This window comes from Microbulbifer sp. TB1203 (genome assembly GCF_030997045.1).
Lineage (GTDB): Bacteria > Pseudomonadota > Gammaproteobacteria > Pseudomonadales > Cellvibrionaceae > Microbulbifer.
On the sequence record NZ_CP116899.1, the window covers coordinates 2,924,195 to 2,944,906 of the forward strand.

A 20,712-nucleotide genomic window follows, 5' to 3' on the forward strand; every position below is an offset into this window, starting at 1 on the left:
TCCCCTCCGTTGACTGAAGGGCGACAGCATTCATTCAGCCGGACGCAGGGTCATTAACCCGAGTTAATTTCAGGCGCCTGCGAATGCGCGAAAGCGCGACTTCGGTAATCCCCAGATAGGAGGCGATATGATAGTTGGGAATGGCGTGGGCAACGCGGGCGTATTCCCGCAGGAACTGCTGGTAGCGCTCGGTGGCGGAGAGGCGCAGGAAATCGGCCTCGCGGCGCTCCTTCCTGATAACCAGTTGCTCCAGCAGCCGTAACTGCAACTGGCGCCACGCATCGAACTCTTCCGTCAATGCAAGAAAATCACGGTAAGCGACGCTGAGGCACTGCGATGACTGCAACGCCTGCACAAAAAACGACGAGGGCGAGCCGGAAACCAGAGCGGATACACTGCTCAACACCGCCCCCGTCTCGGCAAAACTTTTATTGAATTCCCGCCCCTGTACATCCAGGTAGTAAAAGCGGGCCAGGCCGTCGGTGAGGAAAAACAGCTCCGCCACCGGCGCGCCCGCCTCGATAAAATGCGCCCCCTTTTCGAACCGGCGCCAGGAGAAGCAGGGCTTCGCGGCGCGCCAGGCGGCACCTGAAATAGCGTAAAAGCGGCTGAACAAAATGTGCAAATCAGCCGACGGTGGAGGAGGGGTCGCCATCAGCGAATATCCATCCAGTTCGACAAAACCCCGCCGTCTTCGGCAGCGGGCATTATTTAAGATCGACTCCCATCTCCCCTTCACGAGGCTCCGCAGAATAGCGGGAAAGAAACTGCTCGTATTTTGGCAATAACTCCTCCATCCATAGCAACTGCTGCCACATAATTGTCTCGGAAATATCGATCGCGGCCGCAGTCTTGTCCGGGGAGACAAAGAGTTCAGAGTAAACAATATCCTGGATCTGTTCGTTCAGCCGGTCGAAATGCTTGTTGATGCTGTACAAGGCAAACGCCTCCTGCAGCAGTTCGGAATCGACAGCGTCCGCCAGGGCACTGCGGGAGAGGTACTCCCAGGACGACGCATTCAGTTCCGGCATCGAGTAGCCGTGGAATTGCCCCACCAGATCCCTCAGACTCTTGTCAGCCGGCAGCTGTTCGCGCAGTTCGCGCAGCAGGGACAAACGCCGCTCCACCTCTTCGTGGATATTCCGCAATTCCTCGGCATTCTGCTCTACCTCCTGTATCAATCGCACCGTGGCCACGCGGGCAGCCCGCTCCGCCACCACATCCTCGCGGACATTGTTCAACACCAGCGCCGCCAGCACCCCGATCAACACAACCAGTGTATCCACCAGCAATCGGCGCCAGTCTCCCTGGCGAATCAGATTTAATTTCATAGCCATTCCTTTTTATCGAATCAGGCCCGCCGCTGCTCCGCCGCCAGCCGCACAGCCAGGCCGGCCAGCACAAAACCCATCACATAGCGCTGCACCGCCAGCCACAGGGGATTGCGGGCAAACCAGCGGGAAACGCCCGCGGCCGAAAGTACGATCAACAGGTTCACGGAAAAACTCACAGAAATCTGCGTCAGGCCGAGCAGCAGCCCCTGCACAAACACTCCTCCTCGCTCCGGGTCGATAAACTGCGGGAAGATGGACAGGTAGAACACCGCGGCCTTGGGGTTCAGCAGGTTGGTAAGGAAGCCCATGGCAAACAGCCGGGTCGGAGTATCAGGCGGCAGTTGCCTGGGGTCGAACGGCGAACGGGAACCCGGGCGCAATGCCTGCCAGGCCAGCCACAACAGGTATGCGGCCCCGGCCCATTTCAGCAGCTCGTAGGCCAGCGGCACCGCCAGTAGCAGCGCGGTCAGCCCCGCGGCGGCGGCGAGGATATGCACCAGAAATGCGGCGATCACCCCCAGCAGCGAAATGAACCCGCCCCTCCTGCCCTGGCAAACCGCCCGGGAAACCAGGTAAATCATGTTCGGACCCGGCGTCAGCACCACCAGCAGCGCCGCGCCGGCGAATACCAGCCATTCGGTTAGAGAAATCATCGATATCTCCGTTATCGCAGATTGCAAGAACCTGTAGGAGCGGCCGTTGGCCGCGATCAAATGGGCCAGGATAGCGGATTTGGGCAGCTTCAGTTGGCCAAAAGCCGAGGCACATAGATGTGCGAGTCATTCGCGAATCAGCGGGCCTGCGGCCCGCAATGCCGAGCTGGGGCTCGGCGTTCCCAGCGGCCGGCTCCTACAGCAGAATCAGGTTGTCGCGGTGGATCAGTTCCTTGTCGTCGCGGTAGCCCAACAACTCGGTGAATTTCTCCGACGGCTGGCCGAGAATTTTCCCGGCTTCTTGGCTGTCGTAATTCACCAGCCCGCGGGCGATTTCCTCGCCGGAACTGTTGTAGCAGGAGACCAGCTCTCCGCGGCGGAAGCGCCCCTCCACTCCGGTTACCCCCACCGCCAGCAGGCTTCTGCCGCCGGTGCGCAGCGCCGTCTCGGCGCCGGCGTCCAGGGTGAGCCTGCCACGCACCTGCAATTGGCCGGCGAGCCAGCGTTTGCGCGCGGTGAGCGGGTCCGCCTCCGGCAACAGCAGCGTGCCCAACGGCTCGCCGCCGCACACGCGCTCGATAATATTTTCCGTGGCGCCGCCGGCGATTACCGTGCAGGCGCCGGAGCGCGCCGCCAGTTGGGCCGCGCGCACCTTGGTGGTCATGCCGCCGCGGCCCAGACCGCTGCGCGAGCCGCCGGCCATCGCCATCAGTTTGGGATCCGCCGCCGAGGCCTCGCGGATCAGTTCGGCGGCGGGGTTGTCCCGCGGGTCCTGGGTGAACAGGCCGCCGGCATCGGTGAGGATCAGCAGTGCATCCGCCTCCACCAGGTTGGCCACCAGTGCCGCCAGGGTGTCGTTGTCGCCGAAGCGTATCTCGTCGGTGACCACTGTGTCGTTTTCATTGATAACGGGCACGGCGCCCAGGGACAGCAGGGTGCGCAGGGTGCTGCGCGCATTGAGATAGCGCGTGCGATTGGAGAGGTCGTCGTGGTCGAGCAGTATCTGCGCGGTGCGGCAGTCGAACTGGCCGAAGGCGTGCTCGTAGATCTGCACCAGGTGGCTCTGGCCGATGGCGGCGGCGGCCTGGAGCTGATGAATTGAATCCGGGCGGCGGCGCCAGCCGAGGCGATCCATGCCCGCGGCCACGGCGCCGGAGGAAACCAGCAGCACCTCGATACCCCGTTCGCGCAGGGCGGCTATCTGCGCCACCCAGTTGAAGATGGCGGCGCGGTTGACACCGCGGCCGTTGTCGGTGAGCAGGGCGCTGCCGATTTTGATGACCCAGCGTTTGCTGGCAGTGAGGCGCTGACGAGCGGATGCGGAACCCATTTTTCCCCCGAAACAATTCAACAGCGGGCCTTCGGCCCGCGTGCCGAGCTGGAGCCCTCAGCTGAAGGTAGACAACTCGACGCTCCCGGCGGGGCCCCGTTTCAATGGCGGTATTCTATATCGACGTCGTGATCGTCGTCGTCCCAATCTTCATCATCCTCGCCAGCCACGCGGCGCTTGGCCCGCTGAGCCTCGCGCAACTCGTCGATGCGCTCCCGGGCCTCGCGCTGCATGCGGCGCTGGGATTCCAGCTCCGCCTCGGCCAACTCGGGGTCGGCGGACTCCTCCTCCTTGCGCTCTTCCAGATAGTCCATCAGCCGGCCGGCGAGGACGCCGGTGCCTTCGCCGCGGATTGCGGCCACCCGGAATACCGGCCCCTGCCAATCCAGTGCTTCGACGATGGCGTTACAGCGCTGATCCAGCTCCGCCGCCGGCACCAGGTCGGTCTTGTTCAGCACCAGCCAGCGCTCGCGGCCGGCTAGGGTGGGGCTGAAGGCGGCCAACTCGCGCTCGATGGCGCGGGCGTTTTCCGCCGGGTCGGAGCCGTCGAAGGGGGCCAGGTCCACCAGGTGCAGCAGCACCCGGCAGCGGGTCAGGTGCTTGAGGAAGCGGATACCCAGACCGGCGCCCCCGGCGGCCCCTTCGATCAGGCCCGGGATATCGGCGATCACAAAGCTGCGGTGCCTTTGCACCTGTACCACGCCGAGATTGGGCACCAGGGTGGTAAACGGATAGTTGGCCACCTTGGGCTTGGCCGCGGAAACGGCGCGGATAAAGGTGGACTTGCCGGCATTGGGCAGGCCCAGCAGGCCCACGTCCGCCAGCACCTTGAGTTCCAGCTTCAGGCTGCGCTCTTCCCCCTCGGTGCCGTTGGTGGTCTGGCGTGGCGCGCGGTTGGTACTGGACTTGAAGCGGGTGTTGCCGAGGCCGTGGAAACCGCCCTGGGCGACCAGCAGGCGCTCGCCGGGCTCGGTCATATCGCCCAGGGTCTCGCCGGTGTCCACGTCGATAACCGTGGTGCCCACCGGCACTTTCAGTACCAGATCCTCTCCCTTGGCGCCGGTGCAGTTGCGCCCGCGACCCGGCTCGCCACTCTCGGCGCGGTAGCGTGGCTGGTAGCGGTAATCCACCAGGGTGTTGAGGGAGTCGTCCGCCAACAGGTACACGGAGCCGCCGTCGCCGCCGTCACCGCCATCCGGGCCGCCCTTCTCGACGAACTTTTCCCGGCGGAAACTCAGGCAGCCGTTACCGCCCTTGCCGGCCTGGACGTGAATGGGAGCTTCGTCGACAAATTTCATGGTGTTTTCAATCTATTGGGCGGGCCTGCGGCCCGCAAGCCGAGCCGGGGCTCGGCGCTCCCAGCAGAGACACAAAACGGCAGGACAGCCGTTTTGTACAGCCGAAGGCTGAGGGCCATGGATGGCCCGAATGAAAAAACCCCGCACTAGGCGGGGCTTCTCCGGGCTACGCAACCGTTCAGGCTGTTTCAATAGAAACGAACTTGCGGTTGTTGGGGCCCTTCACCTCGAACTTCACCACCCCTTCGGCGGTGGCGAACAGGGTGTGGTCCTTGCCCATACCTACGTTGACGCCGGCGTGGAACTTGGTGCCGCGCTGACGCACGATGATGCTGCCCGCCGATACGGACTGGCCGCCAAAGCGCTTCACGCCCAGGCGTTTACTTTCGGAATCGCGACCGTTGCGCGTACTACCGCCAGCTTTCTTGTGTGCCATGAGTCGTTACTCCTCTCTTATGCCTTGATGCCAGTGATCTTGACTTCGGTGTACCACTGACGGTGGCCCTGGCGCTTCATGGAGTGCTTGCGGCGGCGGAACTTGATGATTCTCACCTTGTCGCCGCGGCCGTGGCTTACCACTTCGCCGGTCACTTTGGCGCCGCCCACCAGGGGCGCGCCGATGTTGATGGTGTCGCCATCCACAACCATCAGCACCTTGTCGAAATCGATGGTTTCGCCGGTGGCTACTTCCAGCTTCTCCAGGCGAAGCACTTCGCCCTCTTCTACGCGGTGCTGTTTGCCACCGCTCTCGATAACAGCGTACATATTTCTATGCTCCGATATGGACGACACGAAGCAGCGGGTAGGACCGTTCAGTCACTGCTCCGCATTTCGGGAGCTTGCGCCGTGTTGTTTTAAAACTGCCGCCGCGGGCCGAAAGAGCCCGGTTACAGCGGGGCGCAGATTCTAATCAATTCGCCGGATTGATACAATAGCCGCCCTTCGCCACTCCGGAGCCACCGGGCAGGCCTCTACAAAGCAGTATAAGGAATCAATGCATGTTGCCTTTCCACCGGGTCGCCGCCGAGGATTTTGCCGCGGTCAACCAGCTGATTATCGACCAACTGCACTCGGACGTCCCCCTGGTGGAAAACATCGGTCACTACCTGGTAGAGGCCGGCGGCAAGCGGCTGCGGCCGCTGCTGGTACTGCTCTGCAGCCGCGCCACCGGCTACCGGGACCGCGACCACATCAGCCTGGCGGCGATCATCGAGTTTATCCACACCGCCACCCTGCTGCACGACGATGTGGTGGACGTCTCGGAGATGCGCCGCGGCCGCCTCACCGCCAATGCCAAGTGGGGCAACGCGCCCAGCGTACTGGTGGGGGACTTCCTCTATTCCCGCGCCTTCCAGATGATGGTGGCACTGAAGGATATGGACATCATGGCCATTCTCTCGGACACCACCAACACCATCGCCGAGGGAGAGGTGCAGCAGCTGGTCAACGCCGGCGACCCGGAGGTGGGCGAAGACAACTACCTGACCGTGATTCACAAGAAGACCGGTGCGCTGTTCGAGGCCGCCTGTGAAACCGCCGCTGTGCTGTCCGGCTGCACAGGGGAGGAACGCACATCACTCAAGCTCTACGGCCGCCACCTGGGCCTGGCCTTCCAACTGGTGGACGACGCACTGGATTATCGCGGCGACCCTTCGGCCCTGGGCAAAAATGTGGGCGATGACCTGGCTGAAGGTAAACCCACACTGCCGCTGATCTATACCATGGCCAACGGCAGCCCAGTGCAGGCGGCGCTGGTGCGCGAGGCGATCGAGCAGCGCAGCGGGGCCCGGCTGGCAGAGATTGTCGAGGCAATCGAGAGTTGCGGCGCGATAGATTACACCCTGGAACAGGCGCGGACGGCAGTGGGTAAGGCCCGGGAGCATCTGGCGTTTCTGCCGGAGGGGGAGCATAAGACCGCACTGCAGCAACTGGCCAGTTTTGCGGTGGAAAGAAGCGCATAGGTCCCGGGACCGCGGAGCTTTTTAAGTGGCTGAAGGCTCCCGCTCCGCATCTTCACTTTAGCGGGCCTGCGGCCCGCGTGCGGAGCTGGAGCTCCGCGGTCCCAGGGCGACGCGGCCGTAGGAGCCCACTGGCAGGCGAAGGGCTACGGAGCTCCGCTCCTGTTCGCCTGCAAGCAGGCCCCTACATGAATCCCGAGTCCCGACAAGATTATCCGCGGATCAGATTCAGCAGCTCCTCGGTCTTCTCGCGCATCAACAGCTCGTTTCCGCGGGATTCCACATTCAAGCGCACCACCGGCTCGGTGTTTGACATGCGCAGGTTGAAGCGCCAATCGGCAAAGGCGACGCTGAGGCCGTCCACATGCTCGACGCTCTCGGCGCCGGGACCGTATTTTTCCTCCGCCGCCTTCAGCAGCCCCACCGGGTCTTCCACCGTGGAGTTGATTTCACCGGAACAGGGGAAGGCGGCCATACGCTCACCCACCAACTGGGACAAGGGCATGCCGCTGCGGCTGACCAGCTCCGCCACCAACAGCCAGGGGATCATACCGCTGTCGCAATAGGCGAAGTCCCGGAAGTAGTGGTGCGCGCTCATCTCACCGCCGTAGATGGCGTCCTCCATACGCATGCGCTCCTTGATAAAGGCGTGCCCGCTCTTGCTCTCTATCGGCACGCCGCCGGCGGATTCGACGATATCCCGGGTGTTCCACACCAGGCGCGGGTCGTGCACTACCTTGGCGCCAGGCTGCTTGGCCAGGAAGGCCGCCGCCAGCAAGCCGACCACGTAATAACCCTCGATAAAGGAGCCGCTCTCATCGAAAAAGAAGCAGCGGTCGAAGTCACCGTCCCAGGCAATGCCGAAGTCGGCGCCGCTCGCACACACCGCCTGCGCGGTGGCAGCGCGGTTTTCCGGCAGCAGCGGGTTGGGAATACCGTTGGGGAAGCTGCCGTCCGGCTGGTGATACACGCGCACAAACTCGAACGGCAGGTGCGGGGCCAGGGCGTCCACCACCATGCCGGCGCCGCCGTTGCCGGCATTGACCACCAACTTGAGCGGCTTCAACTGGGCGACGTCCACGTAGCCGAGCAGGTGTTTGACGAAATCCGCGCGGTGTTCGTAACGCTGCAGTTCGCCGCGCTTCTCCACCGGGCCGAAGTCGTTTTCCTCCGCCAATCGCTTGATGTCCAGCAGGCCGGTGTCGGCGCTGATCGGGCGGCTGCCGGCGCGCACGAACTTCATGCCGTTGTAGTCCATCGGGTTGTGGCTGGCGGTCACGCAGATGCCGCCGTCAAGGTCCTTGTGGAAGGTCGAGAAGTAGACCTCCTCGGTGCCGCATTGCCCGATATGGAACACATCGGCGCCGGCGTCGCGCAAGCCCTCGACCAGGGCGTCGGTGAGTTCGCCACTGGTGAGGCGGATATCGTGCCCCACCACCACACGGCGGGCGCCCAGAAACTGGGTGAAGGCGCGGCCCACGCGGTAGGCGATATCGGTGTTCAGTTCGTCGGGCACACGACCGCGCAGGTCGTAGGCCTTGAAACAGGTCAGCTCAGTCACTTTACTTCTTCTCCAGCTCGGCCTGCTCCGGCAGGTAGACATTTTCGTAGACGTAGTTGGTGGCCTCGATAAAGCCGTCCACGGAGCCGCAGTCGAAGCGGCGCCCCTTGAAGCGATAGGCAAGAACGCAGCCGCGCTGGGCCTGGGCCAGCAGGGCGTCGGTGATCTGCACCTCGCCGTTCTTTCCCGGGGGGGTCTCGCGGATCAGCTCGAAGATATCCGGGGTGAGAATATAGCGGCCGATAATGGCCATGTTGCTGGGTGCATCTTCCGCCGCCGGCTTCTCCACCATGTCGGTGACCTGATAGAGGCCCGGTTTTATCTCGTTGCCGGCAATGACACCGAACTTATGGATCTGCTCCTGTGGAACCTCTTCCACCGCGACGATGCTGCAGCGGAACTGTTTGTAGAGTTGGACCATCTGCCCCAGCACGCCCAGTTCGCCGTTCAGGCACAGATCGTCCGCCAGCACCACGGCGAAGGGTTCGTCGCCCACCAGGCGCTGCCCCTGCAGGATGGCATCACCCAGGCCGCGCATCTCCCCCTGGCGGGTATAGGAGAAGCTGGCGCTGTCGATCACCTTGCGCACACAGTCCAGGTAGCGTTCCTTTCCGGTGCCGGCGATCTGGTGTTCCAGTTCGAAATTGGTGTCGAAGTGATCCTCGATGGCGCGTTTGCCACGCCCGGTGACGAAGCCGATCTCGGTCAATCCGGCTTCGATGGCCTCCTCCACGCCGTACTGTACCAGTGGCTTATTTACCAGCGGCAGCATCTCCTTGGGCATGGCCTTGGTGACCGGCAGGAACCGGGTGCCGTAGCCGGCAACCGGAAACAGACATTTCTTTAGCATTCCTAACCCCGATAGTTTCTTTCAGCGCTTCCCCGCGCGTGTGCAACTTATCATAAAATCCCAGCAACGAGCAGCAAGGCCCATGCCAGCCAGCCGGCTGGCGTGATTCGTGCTTCTGTCACCGGTCACAAAAACACTTATGACTGACTGGACAAGCTATTCTCAGTCTTTAGAATGCCCTGCTCTTACAAAAACGCCCACTCTTTATTGCCCAGATACCCAACAACGGGAACAAAATGAGTAATTTCGTTCAAAAAAGCAGCTATAGCCGTGAAGAGCTGCTGGCCTGCTCTCAAGGCGAGATGTTCGGCCCCGGCAACGCCCAGCTGCCCGCCCCCGATATGCTGATGCTCGACCGCATCACCCATATCTCCAAGGAAGGCGGCGCCTACGGCAAGGGCGAACTGGTCGCGGAACTGGATATTCACCCGGACCTGTGGTTCTTCGAATGCCACTTCCCCGGCGATCCGGTGATGCCCGGCTGCCTGGGTCTGGACGCCATGTGGCAGCTGCTGGGCTACTTCCTGGCCTGGAAGGGCAACCCTGGCCGCGGCCGCGCCCTGGGTTGCGGCGAGGTGAAATTCACCGGCCAGATTCTGCCGACCAATAAGAAGGTCACCTACCATATTCAAATGAGCCGGCTGGTGGAACGCAAGCTGGTCATGGGTATCGGCGATGGCTCGGTATCGGTGGACGGTCGCGAGATCTACACAGCCAAGGACCTGCGGGTCGGCCTGTTTACCCGCACTGACAACTTTTAATCCGCGGCCGCGAGGTCGCGGACACAGGTTTAAGTCCGCTGCGAACCACAAGAATAACAGCGTTACACTGTCGTAAAGTTTTACTGGAGATCACTATGCGCCGGGTTGCTATCACCGGAATGGGCATCACTTCCTGCATCGGCACCGACACTGAAGCGGTCACCGCCGCATTAAAGGCGGGCCGCAGCGGCATCCGCTTCCAGGAGGAATACCGGGAACTTGGCCTGCGCAGCCAGGTGGGCGGCGAAGTGGATATCGACTTCAAGGAGCATATCGACCGCAAGCACCTGCGTTTTATGGGCGACTCTGCCGCCTACGCGTATGTCGCTATGCAGGAGGCGATCCGCATGGCGGGACTGGAGGAGAGCGATATCTCCAACCCGCGCACCGGCATAGTGATGGGCTCGGGCGGCACCTCCACCGCCGCCATTATCGAGGCGGCGCAGATACTCAAGGAGAAAGGCGTGCGCCGCGTGGGCGCCTACCGGGTACCCCAGGTGATGGGCAGCACCGTGTCCGCATGCCTGGCCACCCCCTTCAAGATCAAGGGGGTCAACTACAGCATCTCCTCCGCCTGCTCCACCAGTGCCCACTGCATCGGTAACGGCGCCGAGCTGATCCAGATGGGCAAGCAGGATATCGTTTTCGCCGGTGGCGGCGAGGAGCTGGCCTGGAGTCTCACCCATCTGTTCGATGCCATGGGTGCCCTGTCCACCAAGTACAACGACGAGCCCACCAAGGCCTCGCGCCCCTATGACGTGGACCGGGACGGCTTCGTGATCGCCGGCGGCGGCGGCTGCGTGGTGCTGGAGGAACTGGAGCATGCAAAAGCCCGCGGCGCTACCATCTACGCCGAACTGACCGGCTACGGCGCCACTTCCGACGGCTACGATATGGTGGCCCCCAGCGGCGAGGGCGCGGTGCGCTGTATGCAGCAGGCGCTGGCGGGCATGGACGGCAAGGGTCTGGAGGGCCCGGTGGACTATATCAACACTCACGGCACCTCCACCCCGGTGGGCGATGTGGCGGAACTCAGGGCCATGCGCGAAGTTTTCGGCGACAAGGTACCGGCCTTCTCCTCCACCAAATCCCTTACCGGTCACTCCCTGGGCGCTGCCGGCGTGCAGGAGGCCATCTACTGCCTGCTGATGATGCAGAACGACTTTCTCACTGCCTCTGCCAATGTGGAGCACAGAGACGAAGCGGCAGAGGGAATGGACCTGGTAACAGAGCTGCGTAGTCAGAAGGTCAAGCGCGCCATGTCCAACAGCTTCGGCTTTGGCGGCACCAATGCCTGCCTGATTTTCGACAAGGCCTGATTGTTTAAGGCCTGAACGTTTACCTGTAGGAGCGGCGGGGCGGCCATCCGCCCATGGCCGCGATCGATGGCCGGGGCAACCCGAAGCTCTGATCGCGGCCATGGGCCGCTCCTACATGGGCCGGTGAAGCCAAAACCCTCGATGCGAAGGTCCTGATACCGGTGGTTTTTTGCGGGACAGTGACTCGGGCCATCCATGGCTCGGAGCGCCGAACCGCTCGCCCTTCGGGCGCCTTCGGCGTCCAAAACAGCAATCCTGCCGTTTTGTCTGCGAGAGGGGCCGAAGGGCCGCCACGGAATTAACTTTGGTCCAGGCAAAGGGGAAAACAAGGCTCCCCCTTATGCCTCGGCCTCCAGCTTTTCCAACCACAGCTCCACCTGCCGGGTGAGTCCCTGGCGCCAGCTGCGCTGCTGAATACCGAAAACGTCCCGCAATTTATTACAGGCCAGCACTGCGCTGCGATCCTCTGCGGCGGGCAGCGCGCTCAGCTGTGGCGAGAGGTCCTCGTCGTAGAAGGATTGCGCGCGCTCCACCACTTCATGGGCAAACTCCAGTGCGGTGCAGCTGTCGGCGGCGCCGTAGTGGTAGACACCGGAGGTCGGGGCGCCGCTGGCCAGTTGCTGGACCACCGCCACCGCCACCCGGGCCATATCCGCCACTGTCACCGGGCTGCCGCGACTGCGGTCGTCCAGGGCGATCGGCTGGTGCGCCACCAGGCCGCGCAGCACCCGCCCGAGCAACGCATCTTCGCTGCGGTCAAGCATCCAACCGAAGCGCAGCACGCTCACATTGTCGCGTCCCTCCAGGGCATGTTCGCACTCCAGCCATTGGCGCCCGGCCTCGGTGGCCGGCGCAGGCTCGTCCTCCTCGTCGTAGCGCTTTCGCGCCCCGCCGGCAAAAACCTGGTAGGAGGAAAGGTGCAGAATCGGGTTGCGGGATTTTTGCGCCAGCGCGCGGCATGCCCACAGGGCCGCGGCCATGCCCTTGCCCCCGGCGCAGCAGGAGGCGTTGATTACCAGCGCGCCGGGGCGCAGTTGGTCCAGTTGGTCCGGAGTCAGCAGTTGCACACGAAAGCCAGCGCGCTGCAGGCGTTTCTGCAGTGCGCTGTCGATATCGTTGCCGGCGCCGATAACGGCGACCGATTCCGGTGTATAGCCGGTGTCTGGCACGGCGGGCGGATTCTCAGAAAGGAATGTCGTCGTCGAAACTGTTGTCGAAGCCACCGCTCGCCGGCGCCTGCTGGCTCGGCGGCTGCTGGCTTGATGGCTGGGACGGCGCCATGGAGGAAGGTGCGGAGCGGCCCTGGTTGCCAGGACCATAGGGGTCGGACTGGCCGCCCTGCGGCTGGTAGCCCTGGTCGTATCCGCCGCCGCCCTGGGAATAGCCACCCTGGTCCCCGCGGCTGTCCAGCATCTGCATTTCGCTGGCGACGATTTCTGTGGTGTAGCGGTCCTGGCCGGAGTTCTTGTCCTGCCACTTGCGGGTACGCAACGAGCCCTCGATGTACACTTTGCTGCCCTTGCGCAGGTATTCGCCGGCGATCTCCGCCAGGCGGTTGAAGAACACCACCCGGTGCCACTCGGTGCGTTCCTGCTGCTGGCCGGTCTGCTTGTCCTTCCAGGTCTCGGACGTCGCCAGATTCACATTGGTCACTGCGCCGCCGCTGGGCATGTAGCGGGTTTCCGGGTCTGCGCCCAGATTGCCAATCAGAATGACTTTGTTGATACCCCTGGCCATGGCCCTCTCCTCTCGATAAGCCCGGATCTTTTCCGGAAATTTACAATTGTGAACATTTCAGCGGTCGCCGCCTTGCGGCAACCAGTGTATTTTTATCCAGCAGCATACAACAGCCACAACCGCCCTGTCAGGCGGCTTTCGGCGCACGGGCGTCCAACCGCCACCAGAGTGCGGCCCACATCAGGACCACCGCAATCCCCAACTGCGCTACCGCACCGGCACCGCCGAGACCATACAGCCAGCCACCCAGGCTGCCGCCGGAAAAGGCACCAAGAAATTGCACCGTGGCGTACAACCCGGTCGCGGCGCCGCGAGCCTCCGCCGGCGCCACCCGGGTGAGCTGCGCCGGCATCAGGGCCTCCAGCAGGTTGAAGGCGACAAAGAATACCGCCAGCAGAAATACCAGAGACAGCTCGGAAACGGCCCACAGTGCGACACTGCCGGCGGCCAGTGCCAACTGTGCGCACATCATCGCCACCCGCGCCCGGCCGCTGCGCTCGGCTGCGCGCATCAGCGGCAACATCACTACAAAAGCCCCCAGCATCACCGGGCCGTAGATTTTCCAGTGCTCGCTGCCGGGCAGCCGCAGCGTGTCCACCAGCACCAACGGCAGGGGCACGAACAGCGCAGTCAACAGCAGGTGCAGGAAGAAGGCGCCGGCGGCCAGGCGCCGCACTTCGGCACAGCCCAGCACCCGGCGGAAACCGCCGCGGTATACCGCTGGCCGCCTCGGACTCTGCGGAGTCGGCACCAGACGCCACAGCAGCAGAATGCCCAGCAGGGCCAGGGCCGCAGTGAGCCAAAACACCGCCGACAGGCCGCCGAAGCCCGCCAGCACGGGCCCCAGTACCGCCGCCAGCATAAACGCCAGGCCGATGGCGGCGCCGATCACCGCCATAGCCACACCCCGGCTCTCGTCGCGGGTCAGGTCCGCCACCAGTGCCATGGTGGCCGCGGCGATGGCGCCGGCGCCCTGCAGCATGCGCCCGGCGATCAGCCCGTAAACCGAATCCGTCTGTGCCGCGAGCAGGCTGCCCAGGGCGAACACGGCGAGCCCCGTGTATATCACCGGCTTCCGCCCCCAGTGGTCGGACAGCATCCCCAGCGGTATCTGCAATAACGCTTGGCTCAGGCCGTAGGCCCCGAGCGCCAGCCCCAGCAGTGCCGGCGTACTGCCGCGGTAGTCCGCCCCGTACACCGACAACACCGGCAGCACCATAAACAGGCCGAGCATGCGGAAAACGTACAGGGAAGCCAGGCCGGCGAGGGCGCGGCGTTCGGTGGAATTCATCGGCAATCCGAAGGTGCTACTTCAATGGGCGCGCATTGTAACAGTGGTGGGCCGGGAGACAGTAGAGGCGAAGCTTGTGTTCGCTCTACGGAAGCCGATATAACGAAGATGTCGATGCGAAGGCCCTGATGCCGGTGGCTCTTTGCGGGACTGTCTGCGAGAGGGACCTCGCAGACAAGCCTACAGGGATGTATTCACGGGGGGGCGCCTAGCCCGTGTCCCGCAAAGAGCCACCGGTAGCAGGGCCGCCACGGAACCGGCCACAGAAGTCGGACGCCCAGCGAACACAAGGCTCGCCCCTACGTGCGCCCGTAGCTGTCATCGAAACGGACGATATCGTCCTCGCCCAGGTAACTGCCGGACTGCACCTCGATCAGTTCCAGCGGAATGGTGCCGGGGTTTTCCAGCCGGTGCACCACCCCCAGGGGAATAAAGGTGGACTGGTTTTCCGTGAGCAGCAGTTCCTCTTCGCCCCGGGTCACCCTGGCGGTGCCGCGCACCACCACCCAGTGTTCGGCGCGGTGGTGGTGCATCTGCAGCGACAGCTGCTGCCCCGGCTTGACCAGAATGCGTTTGACCTGGAAGCGCGGCCCCGCGTCGATGGAATCGTAGTAGCCCCATGGGCGGTAGACTTTGCGGTGACGCAACGCCTCGCTGCGCTCCGCGCCCTTCAGCCGCTCCGCCAGCTTTTTCACGTCCTGCACGCAGTTTTTATCCGCGATCAACACCGCATCGTCGGTATCCACCACCACCAGGTCGCGCACGCCGAGCAGCCCCACCAGCCGGCTGTCGGCGCGCACCAGGCAGCCCTCGGAGGACTCCGCCAGCACATCGCCGTGCAGCAGGTTGTTGTCGCCGTCCCGCTCGGCCAGTTCCCAGAGCGCATCCCAGGAGCCCACATCGCTCCAGCCGGCGTCCAGGGGCAATATCGCGGCGGATTCGGTCTTTTCCATCACCGCGTAATCCACCGATTCGGAGCGGCAGGCGGAAAAGGCCCCGGCGTCGATGCGGGTGAAATCCAGGTCCCGCACCGCCTTCTCGAAGGCGGTGCGGCAGGCGGCCAGTATATCGGCGCGGTAGTGGCCCAGCTCCTCGATATAGCGGGAGGCGCGGAACAGGAAGATACCGCTGTTCCAGGAATAATCGCCGCTGGCCAGGTAGCGCTCGGCGGTCTCGGCATCCGGCTTTTCGACAAACTCCGCCACTTTCCAGGCGCCGCCGCCCAGGTCCTCACCGCGGCGGATATAGCCGTAGCCGGTCTCCGCACAGTCGGGCACTGTGCCGAAGGTCACCAGGTGGCCTCGCCGTGCCAACTCGCCGGCGGCCTTCGCAGCGCGCCGAAACGCCACCGCATCCGCCACCACGTGATCCGCCGGCAGCACCAGCAGCAGCGGGTCCTCCCCGCCGGCGAGCGCATCCAGTGCCGCCAGCGCTATGGCCGGCGCGGTATTGCGGGCGCAGGGTTCCAGCAGGATCGACCGGGGTTTGCGGTCGATTTCCTGCAACTGTTCGGCGGCGGCGAAGCGGTGCTCTTCATGGCACACCAGGATCGGCGCCTGTAATCCCTCCAGGCCGTCGAGACGCAGCGCGGTGTCCTGCAACATGGTCCGGCTGCCGGCGAGAGGCAGGAACTGTTTCGGGTAGCACTCGCGGGACAGCGGCCACAGGCGCGAGCCGGTGCCGCCACAGAGAATAACGGGGATCATGTGAAATCGATTAATGGTTGGAAATTTCCGGTGGGGAATTTTGGCACAGTTGACAGCCGGATTATACTTGCCTGTTTTCCCGGCCAAAGTAATAGGTAGAGCGTGGACACGATTTACGTACGGGGTGCGCGCACCCACAACTTGAAGAATATCGACCTGGATATTCCCCGCGACAAGCTGATCGTGATCACCGGCCTGTCCGGCTCCGGGAAGTCCTCGCTTGCGTTCGACACCCTCTACGCAGAGGGCCAGCGCCGCTATGTGGAGTCCCTGTCCACCTATGCGCGCCAGTTCCTGTCGATGATGGAAAAGCCGGATGTGGACACGGTGGAGGGCCTTTCCCCGGCCATCTCCATCGAGCAGAAATCCACCTCCCACAACCCCCGCTCCACCGTGGGCACCATCACCGAGATCTACGACTACCTGCGCCTGCTGTTCGCCCGGGTGGGCGAACCCCGCTGTCCGGAGCACGGCGAGCCACTGCAGGCGCAGACGGTCAGCCAAATGGTGGACCAGGTACTGGCGCTGCCGGAAGGCACCAAGCTGATGCTGCTCGCGCCGGTGGTGCGGGATCGCAAGGGCGAACACCTGCACGTATTCGAGCAGCTCCGGCGCGACGGCTTCGTGCGCGCACGCATCGACGGCCTGGTCTGCGACCTGGACGACGCACCCAAGCTCGACAAGCGCAAGAAGCACACCATCGAGGTGGTGGTGGACCGTTTCAAGGTGCGCAAGGATCTGCAGCTGCGCCTGTCGGAATCCTTCGAGACGACACTGGCCCTGACCGACGGCATCGCTTCCATCAGTTTTATGGAAGGCAAGCAGGGCGATCACCTCTTCTCCGCCCGCCACGCCTGCCCGGTGTGCGACTACTCACTAAACGAGCTGGAACCGAGGCTCTTCTCCTTCAACAACCCCGCCGGTGCCTGCCCCAGCTGCGACGGCCTGGGCGTAAAGCAATTTTTCGACGAGGAGAAAGTCATCCTCGATCCGGAGAGCAGTATCTCCGAAGGCGCCATCCGCGGCTGGGACAGGCGCAATATCTACTACTATCATATGCTCGACTCCCTGGCCGAGCACTACGGCTTCGACCTGGACAAGCCGTGGAGGAAACTGCGCAAAACGCACCGCGAAGTCATCCTGTATGGCAGCGGCGACACCCCGATCGATTTCAGCTACGTGAACGACCGCGGCGACGTCACCATCCGCCGCCATACCTTCGAGGGCATTATTCCCAACTTCCAGCGCCGCTACCGGGACACCGAATCCCAGTCGGTGCGCGAGGAACTGGCCAAATACCTGAGCACCCAGAAGTGCCCGGAATGCCGCGGCACCCGCCTGCGCCGCGAGGCGCGCCACGTGTTCGTGGACAATCGCACCCTGGCGCAGATCACCGAACTGCCGGTGGGCGACGCCTTCGACTACTTCGCCAACCGGCTCAAATTCCGGGGCGCGCAGAAGGAGATCGCCGATAAGATCCTCAAGGAGCTGCGCGACCGCTTCCGCTTCCTGGTGGACGTGGGCCTGAATTATTTGACTCTGAACCGCAGCGCCGAGACCCTTTCCGGCGGCGAGGCCCAGCGCATCCGCCTGGCCAGCCAGATCGGCGCCGGGCTGGTGGGCGTGATGTATATTCTCGACGAACCCTCTATCGGCCTGCACCAGCGCGACAACGAGCGGCTGCTCAATACCCTCACCCACCTGCGCGATATCGGCAACACTGTGATCGTGGTCGAACACGACGAGGACGCCATTCGCAGCGCCGACTTTATCGTGGATATCGGTCCCGGGGCCGGCGTACACGGCGGCGAGGTAGTGGTAGCCGGCACCCACGAACAGATTGCCCAGTGCAAGCGCTCACTGACCGGGCAGTACCTCTCCGGCAAAAAGAAAATCGCCGTACCCGAGGAACGCTACGTGTCGGACCCGGACTATATGCTGCGCATCGAGGGCGCCACCGGCAACAACCTGCAGAACGTCGACCTGGAAATTCCCGTGGGGCTGTTCACCTGCGTGACCGGCGTCTCCGGCTCCGGCAAGTCCACTCTGATCAACACCACGCTCTACCCGCTGGCGGCCACCGCCTTGAACAAGGCCACTACATTAAAGCCCGCGCCCTATAAAGCAGTGCACGGGATGGAGCATTTCGACAAGTGCGTGGATATCGACCAGAGCCCGATCGGCCGCACCCCGCGCTCGAACCCCGCCACCTATACCGGCATCTTTACCCCCATTCGCGAACTGTTTGCCGGTACCCAGGAGGCCAGATCCCGCGGCTACAAGCCGGGGCGTTTCAGTTTCAACGTCAAGGGCGGCCGCTGCGAAGCCTGCCAGGGCGACGGTGTGATCAAGGTGGAAATGCACTTCCTGCCGGACATCTATGTGCCCTGCGACACCTGCAAGGGCAAGCGCTACAACCGCGAGACCCTCGAAGTGCACTACAAAGGCAAGAATATCCACGAGGTCCTGGAGATGACCGTGGAGGACGCGCGGGAATTTTTCGACCCGGTGCCCGCCATCGCCAAGAAACTGCAGACGCTGATGGATGTTGGCCTGTCCTATATCAAATTGGGCCAAGCGGCGACGACGCTTTCCGGCGGCGAGGCACAGCGGGTAAAACTCTCCCGCGAACTGTCCAAACGCGATACCGGCCAGACCCTGTATATCCTCGACGAACCCACCACCGGCCTGCACTTCGCCGATATCCAGCTGTTGCTGGACGTACTGCACCGCCTGCGCGACCACGGCAACACCATCGTGGTGATCGAGCACAACCTGGACGTGATCAAGACCGCGGACTGGATCGTCGACCTGGGGCCGGAGGGCGGCTCCGGCGGCGGACAGATTATCGCCACCGGCACCCCGGAGGAGGTGGCGGAGATAAAAGGCTCGCATACCGGTCGCTTCCTGAAACCAATGCTGTCAGGCTGATCGGGAAGAAACCTTCATAACACCTTGCTCCAACCATAACCATAATGAAAAAAAGCAGGTATCTGAGTATTGGCCCCGCCACCATGGTGGCCGCTGCCTTTATCGGTCCGGGCACGGTAATTTCCGCCAGCCTGGCCGGCGCCCACTTCGGTTATGCGCTGCTGTGGGCACTGTTGTTTGCAGTATTCGCCAGCATGATTCTGCAGGAGATGGCGGCGCGCCTCGGCATAGTGACCCAACAGGGGCTGGGGGAAAATATTCGCGAAACCTTCCGGCGGCCGGCAACCCGCTGGCCGGCAATTATTCTGGTGATCAGCGCCATCGCCATCGGCAATGCCGCCTACCAGGGCGGCAATATCGCCGGCGCCGGCGTGGGACTGGATCTGCTCACCTCCGCGGCCTTCGACCAGACCCAGTGGAACTTCAATCCCTGGCCGCTGCTGATTGCCGCCGTAGCTTTTGTGCTGCTGTGGCGAGGCAACTACCGGCTGATTGAGCGGGCGCTGATTACTCTCGTATTTTTGATGAGCCTCGCCTTTCTGGCCACCTTCGCCATTACCAGGCCGGACCTGCTCACCTTCCTGAAGGGGCTTCTTATTCCCAGGGTACCCACGGGCGCGGGGCTGACGGTAATCGCATTGATAGGCACGACGGTGGTGCCCTATAACCTGTTCCTGCACAGCTCCAGTGCCATAGAAAAATGGCGGCACCCCGAACAGCTCCCCGAAGCGCGCCGGGATATCTTTTTTTCGATCCCGCTGGGCGGCCTGATCTCCATCGCCATAGTCTCCACCGCCGCCTCTGCCTTCTTCGGCAAACAGGTGATATTGAGCGGCGCAGAGGATATCGGCCACTCCCTGCAACCGGTGTTCGGCAACGGCGCCCGCTACTTTATGGGCATGGGACTCTTCGCCGCCGGTATTTCTTCCGCCCTGACCGCACCGCTGGCCGCCGCCTATGCGCTGAGCGGTGTCCTGGGACTAAAACCCGAACTGAAATCCGCAAGTTTCCGCGCCGTGTGGCTGGCGATACTGGCTGCAGGCACCCTGATCGCCACCCTGGGCATCAAGCCGGTTGAGCTTATCTGGTTCGCGCAGGTCGCCAACGGCTTGCTGCTGCCGATCGTGACGGCGTTTCTGCTGTGGGAGATGAACTCGGTGCGGCTGGGCAAATACAGGAATTCACCGCTGCAGAATCTGCTCGGTCTGCTGGTACTGTTAGCGTCCCTGCTGTTGGGCGCACGCAGTCTGCTTTCCGCTTTCGGCTGGCTATAAAACAGAGGGGTAGCCAGAAAGAAGGGGAGGTGAATCAGGACTTCTACGCCCAGACCATCATCGAAAACCAGCTCAAACGGCTCAGTTTTGGTGCCCTGGTGATACAGCATCCGCCAGGTGTCGGATTCGTATCTCCAGATCGAGCTTCTCAGGAAATAGGTGCCGCAGTCCCCTTCGCCGCGCCTTGTGAAAGCGCGAAGTATTGTATGCGCGATGCCCTCACCCAGCATTCTGACCAGTGCTTTCCTTGCGGAAGCCAGTCGAGCAGTTCCACCAAGCCAAAATAAACGCCAGAAGCCCCAATCTCTGTGAAGTCCTGCGATACGAGAGGGGACTCTCGGCACTATGAAGTGGCTCCTGGGTGAGACGGGACTGAGGGTGCATATGGGAGTGGCACACTCCCCTGCCGAAATTTACGACGCAAGCGGCAACGCCTTTCGCATTGAAGTGACCGGTGGCGGCAGTTTGGCGCACTTTCTCATAGACCCATCCGGCGAAATAAGTGGAGTGCGTTTTCTCGACCGGGAATTTGTAAAGCAATATTGACCAGAAGCCTGCATAGAGGGGAACGCTTAAAGCTCGAGCTCGAAGGACTCCACCTTGGTTCCCTGCAGCAGACCAATTTCCAGACACCCGATTCGTTTCTGCAGATAGCAGGCCTGCGCGAGTAGGCCCCGCCCCCTACTCGTGATGCTTCACGAAGGCGCGC

Annotated in this window: 20 protein-coding genes; 7 read left to right on the top strand and 13 right to left on the bottom strand. The window is 63.0% G+C overall.

The window, feature by feature from the left end:
* Nucleotides 1–34: 34 nt before the first annotated feature.
* The 7 genes from PP263_RS12205 to rplU all read right to left on the bottom strand — a co-directional run bounded on the left by PP263_RS12205 (nucleotide 35) and on the right by rplU (nucleotide 5,380).
* The gene (locus PP263_RS12205) at nucleotides 35–655 is read right to left on the bottom strand and encodes a Crp/Fnr family transcriptional regulator (RefSeq protein WP_308363784.1); all 621 of its coding nucleotides are present in this window, start codon (nucleotides 653–655) and stop codon (nucleotides 35–37) included.
* Between the two features lie 52 nt (nucleotides 656–707).
* Nucleotides 708–1,331 (bottom strand): hypothetical protein, encoded by a 624-nt coding sequence (locus PP263_RS12210; protein ID WP_308363786.1) that lies wholly within the window; start codon nucleotides 1,329–1,331, stop codon nucleotides 708–710.
* Between the two features lie 20 nt (nucleotides 1,332–1,351).
* On the bottom strand, nucleotides 1,352–1,987 hold the full coding sequence (locus tag PP263_RS12215) for a LysE family translocator (protein ID WP_183462886.1): 636 nt from the start codon (nucleotides 1,985–1,987) through the stop codon (nucleotides 1,352–1,354).
* A gap of 196 nt (nucleotides 1,988–2,183) precedes the next feature.
* Nucleotides 2,184–3,317 carry a glutamate 5-kinase gene (gene proB / locus PP263_RS12220; protein ID WP_308363788.1) on the bottom strand — a complete coding sequence of 378 codons (1,134 nt, stop codon included), beginning with the start codon at nucleotides 3,315–3,317 and terminating at the stop codon, nucleotides 2,184–2,186.
* A 101-nt stretch (nucleotides 3,318–3,418) separates the two neighbouring features.
* Entirely contained in the window at nucleotides 3,419–4,615 is a 1,197-nt protein-coding gene (cgtA, locus tag PP263_RS12225) for an Obg family GTPase CgtA (protein WP_308363789.1), read from the bottom strand.
* A 178-nt stretch (nucleotides 4,616–4,793) separates the two neighbouring features.
* Nucleotides 4,794–5,051, bottom strand: a complete 258-nt coding sequence (rpmA, locus tag PP263_RS12230; RefSeq protein ID WP_308363790.1) for a 50S ribosomal protein L27 — start codon at nucleotides 5,049–5,051, stop codon at nucleotides 4,794–4,796.
* A gap of 17 nt (nucleotides 5,052–5,068) precedes the next feature.
* Nucleotides 5,069–5,380 (bottom strand): 50S ribosomal protein L21, encoded by a 312-nt coding sequence (gene rplU, locus PP263_RS12235; RefSeq protein ID WP_183462894.1) that lies wholly within the window; start codon nucleotides 5,378–5,380, stop codon nucleotides 5,069–5,071.
* 233 nt (nucleotides 5,381–5,613) lie between these two features.
* Between rplU and PP263_RS12240 the strand changes: the two genes are divergently transcribed.
* Complete coding sequence (locus tag PP263_RS12240; RefSeq protein ID WP_308363792.1) at nucleotides 5,614–6,576, top strand: polyprenyl synthetase family protein; 963 nt, start codon at nucleotides 5,614–5,616, stop codon at nucleotides 6,574–6,576.
* 208 nt (nucleotides 6,577–6,784) lie between these two features.
* Here the strand turns inward: PP263_RS12240 and PP263_RS12245 are convergent, their stop codons facing one another.
* Nucleotides 6,785–8,134 (bottom strand): phosphomannomutase, encoded by a 1,350-nt coding sequence (locus tag PP263_RS12245; protein ID WP_308363793.1) that lies wholly within the window; start codon nucleotides 8,132–8,134, stop codon nucleotides 6,785–6,787.
* Nucleotide 8,135: 1 nt separating this feature from the next.
* On the bottom strand, nucleotides 8,136–8,984 hold the full coding sequence (galU, locus tag PP263_RS12250; protein ID WP_308363794.1) for a UTP--glucose-1-phosphate uridylyltransferase GalU: 849 nt from the start codon (nucleotides 8,982–8,984) through the stop codon (nucleotides 8,136–8,138).
* Between the two features lie 236 nt (nucleotides 8,985–9,220).
* Between galU and fabA the strand changes: the two genes are divergently transcribed.
* Both fabA and fabB read left to right on the top strand, forming a co-directional pair.
* Nucleotides 9,221–9,745 carry a 3-hydroxyacyl-[acyl-carrier-protein] dehydratase FabA gene (gene fabA, locus PP263_RS12255; RefSeq protein WP_308363795.1) on the top strand — a complete coding sequence of 175 codons (525 nt, stop codon included), beginning with the start codon at nucleotides 9,221–9,223 and terminating at the stop codon, nucleotides 9,743–9,745.
* A 95-nt stretch (nucleotides 9,746–9,840) separates the two neighbouring features.
* A complete protein-coding gene (gene fabB / locus PP263_RS12260; protein ID WP_308363796.1) occupies nucleotides 9,841–11,064 on the top strand; it encodes a beta-ketoacyl-ACP synthase I in 1,224 nt (407 codons plus the stop codon).
* A 338-nt stretch (nucleotides 11,065–11,402) separates the two neighbouring features.
* Here fabB and PP263_RS12265 read toward each other — a convergent pair whose 3' ends face one another.
* The 4 genes from PP263_RS12265 to PP263_RS12280 form a co-directional block, all read right to left on the bottom strand.
* Nucleotides 11,403–12,233, bottom strand: a complete 831-nt coding sequence (locus tag PP263_RS12265) for a sugar nucleotide-binding protein (protein ID WP_308363797.1) — start codon at nucleotides 12,231–12,233, stop codon at nucleotides 11,403–11,405.
* Between the two features lie 13 nt (nucleotides 12,234–12,246).
* Nucleotides 12,247–12,801 carry a single-stranded DNA-binding protein gene (gene ssb, locus PP263_RS12270; protein WP_308363799.1) on the bottom strand — a complete coding sequence of 185 codons (555 nt, stop codon included), beginning with the start codon at nucleotides 12,799–12,801 and terminating at the stop codon, nucleotides 12,247–12,249.
* A 127-nt stretch (nucleotides 12,802–12,928) separates the two neighbouring features.
* Nucleotides 12,929–14,092 (bottom strand): MFS transporter, encoded by a 1,164-nt coding sequence (locus PP263_RS12275; RefSeq protein ID WP_308363801.1) that lies wholly within the window; start codon nucleotides 14,090–14,092, stop codon nucleotides 12,929–12,931.
* Nucleotides 14,093–14,391: 299 nt separating this feature from the next.
* Nucleotides 14,392–15,798 (bottom strand): mannose-1-phosphate guanylyltransferase/mannose-6-phosphate isomerase, encoded by a 1,407-nt coding sequence (locus tag PP263_RS12280; RefSeq protein ID WP_308363803.1) that lies wholly within the window; start codon nucleotides 15,796–15,798, stop codon nucleotides 14,392–14,394.
* Nucleotides 15,799–15,900: 102 nt separating this feature from the next.
* On the opposite strand from PP263_RS12280, the gene uvrA reads away from it, so the two are divergent.
* The 4 genes from uvrA to PP263_RS12300 are packed head-to-tail and all read left to right on the top strand — an operon-like array spanning nucleotide 15,901 to nucleotide 20,549.
* The gene (gene uvrA / locus PP263_RS12285) at nucleotides 15,901–18,729 is read left to right on the top strand and encodes an excinuclease ABC subunit UvrA (protein ID WP_308363804.1); all 2,829 of its coding nucleotides are present in this window, start codon (nucleotides 15,901–15,903) and stop codon (nucleotides 18,727–18,729) included.
* Between the two features lie 44 nt (nucleotides 18,730–18,773).
* Entirely contained in the window at nucleotides 18,774–20,003 is a 1,230-nt protein-coding gene (locus tag PP263_RS12290; protein WP_308363805.1) for an Nramp family divalent metal transporter, read from the top strand.
* A 29-nt stretch (nucleotides 20,004–20,032) separates the two neighbouring features.
* The gene (locus PP263_RS12295; RefSeq protein ID WP_308363807.1) at nucleotides 20,033–20,290 is read left to right on the top strand and encodes a hypothetical protein; all 258 of its coding nucleotides are present in this window, start codon (nucleotides 20,033–20,035) and stop codon (nucleotides 20,288–20,290) included.
* Nucleotides 20,291–20,348: 58 nt separating this feature from the next.
* Nucleotides 20,349–20,549: a hypothetical protein gene (locus PP263_RS12300; protein ID WP_308363808.1), complete on the top strand. Its 201-nt coding sequence runs from the start codon at nucleotides 20,349–20,351 to the stop codon at nucleotides 20,547–20,549.
* Nucleotides 20,550–20,712: the final 163 nt, after the last annotated feature.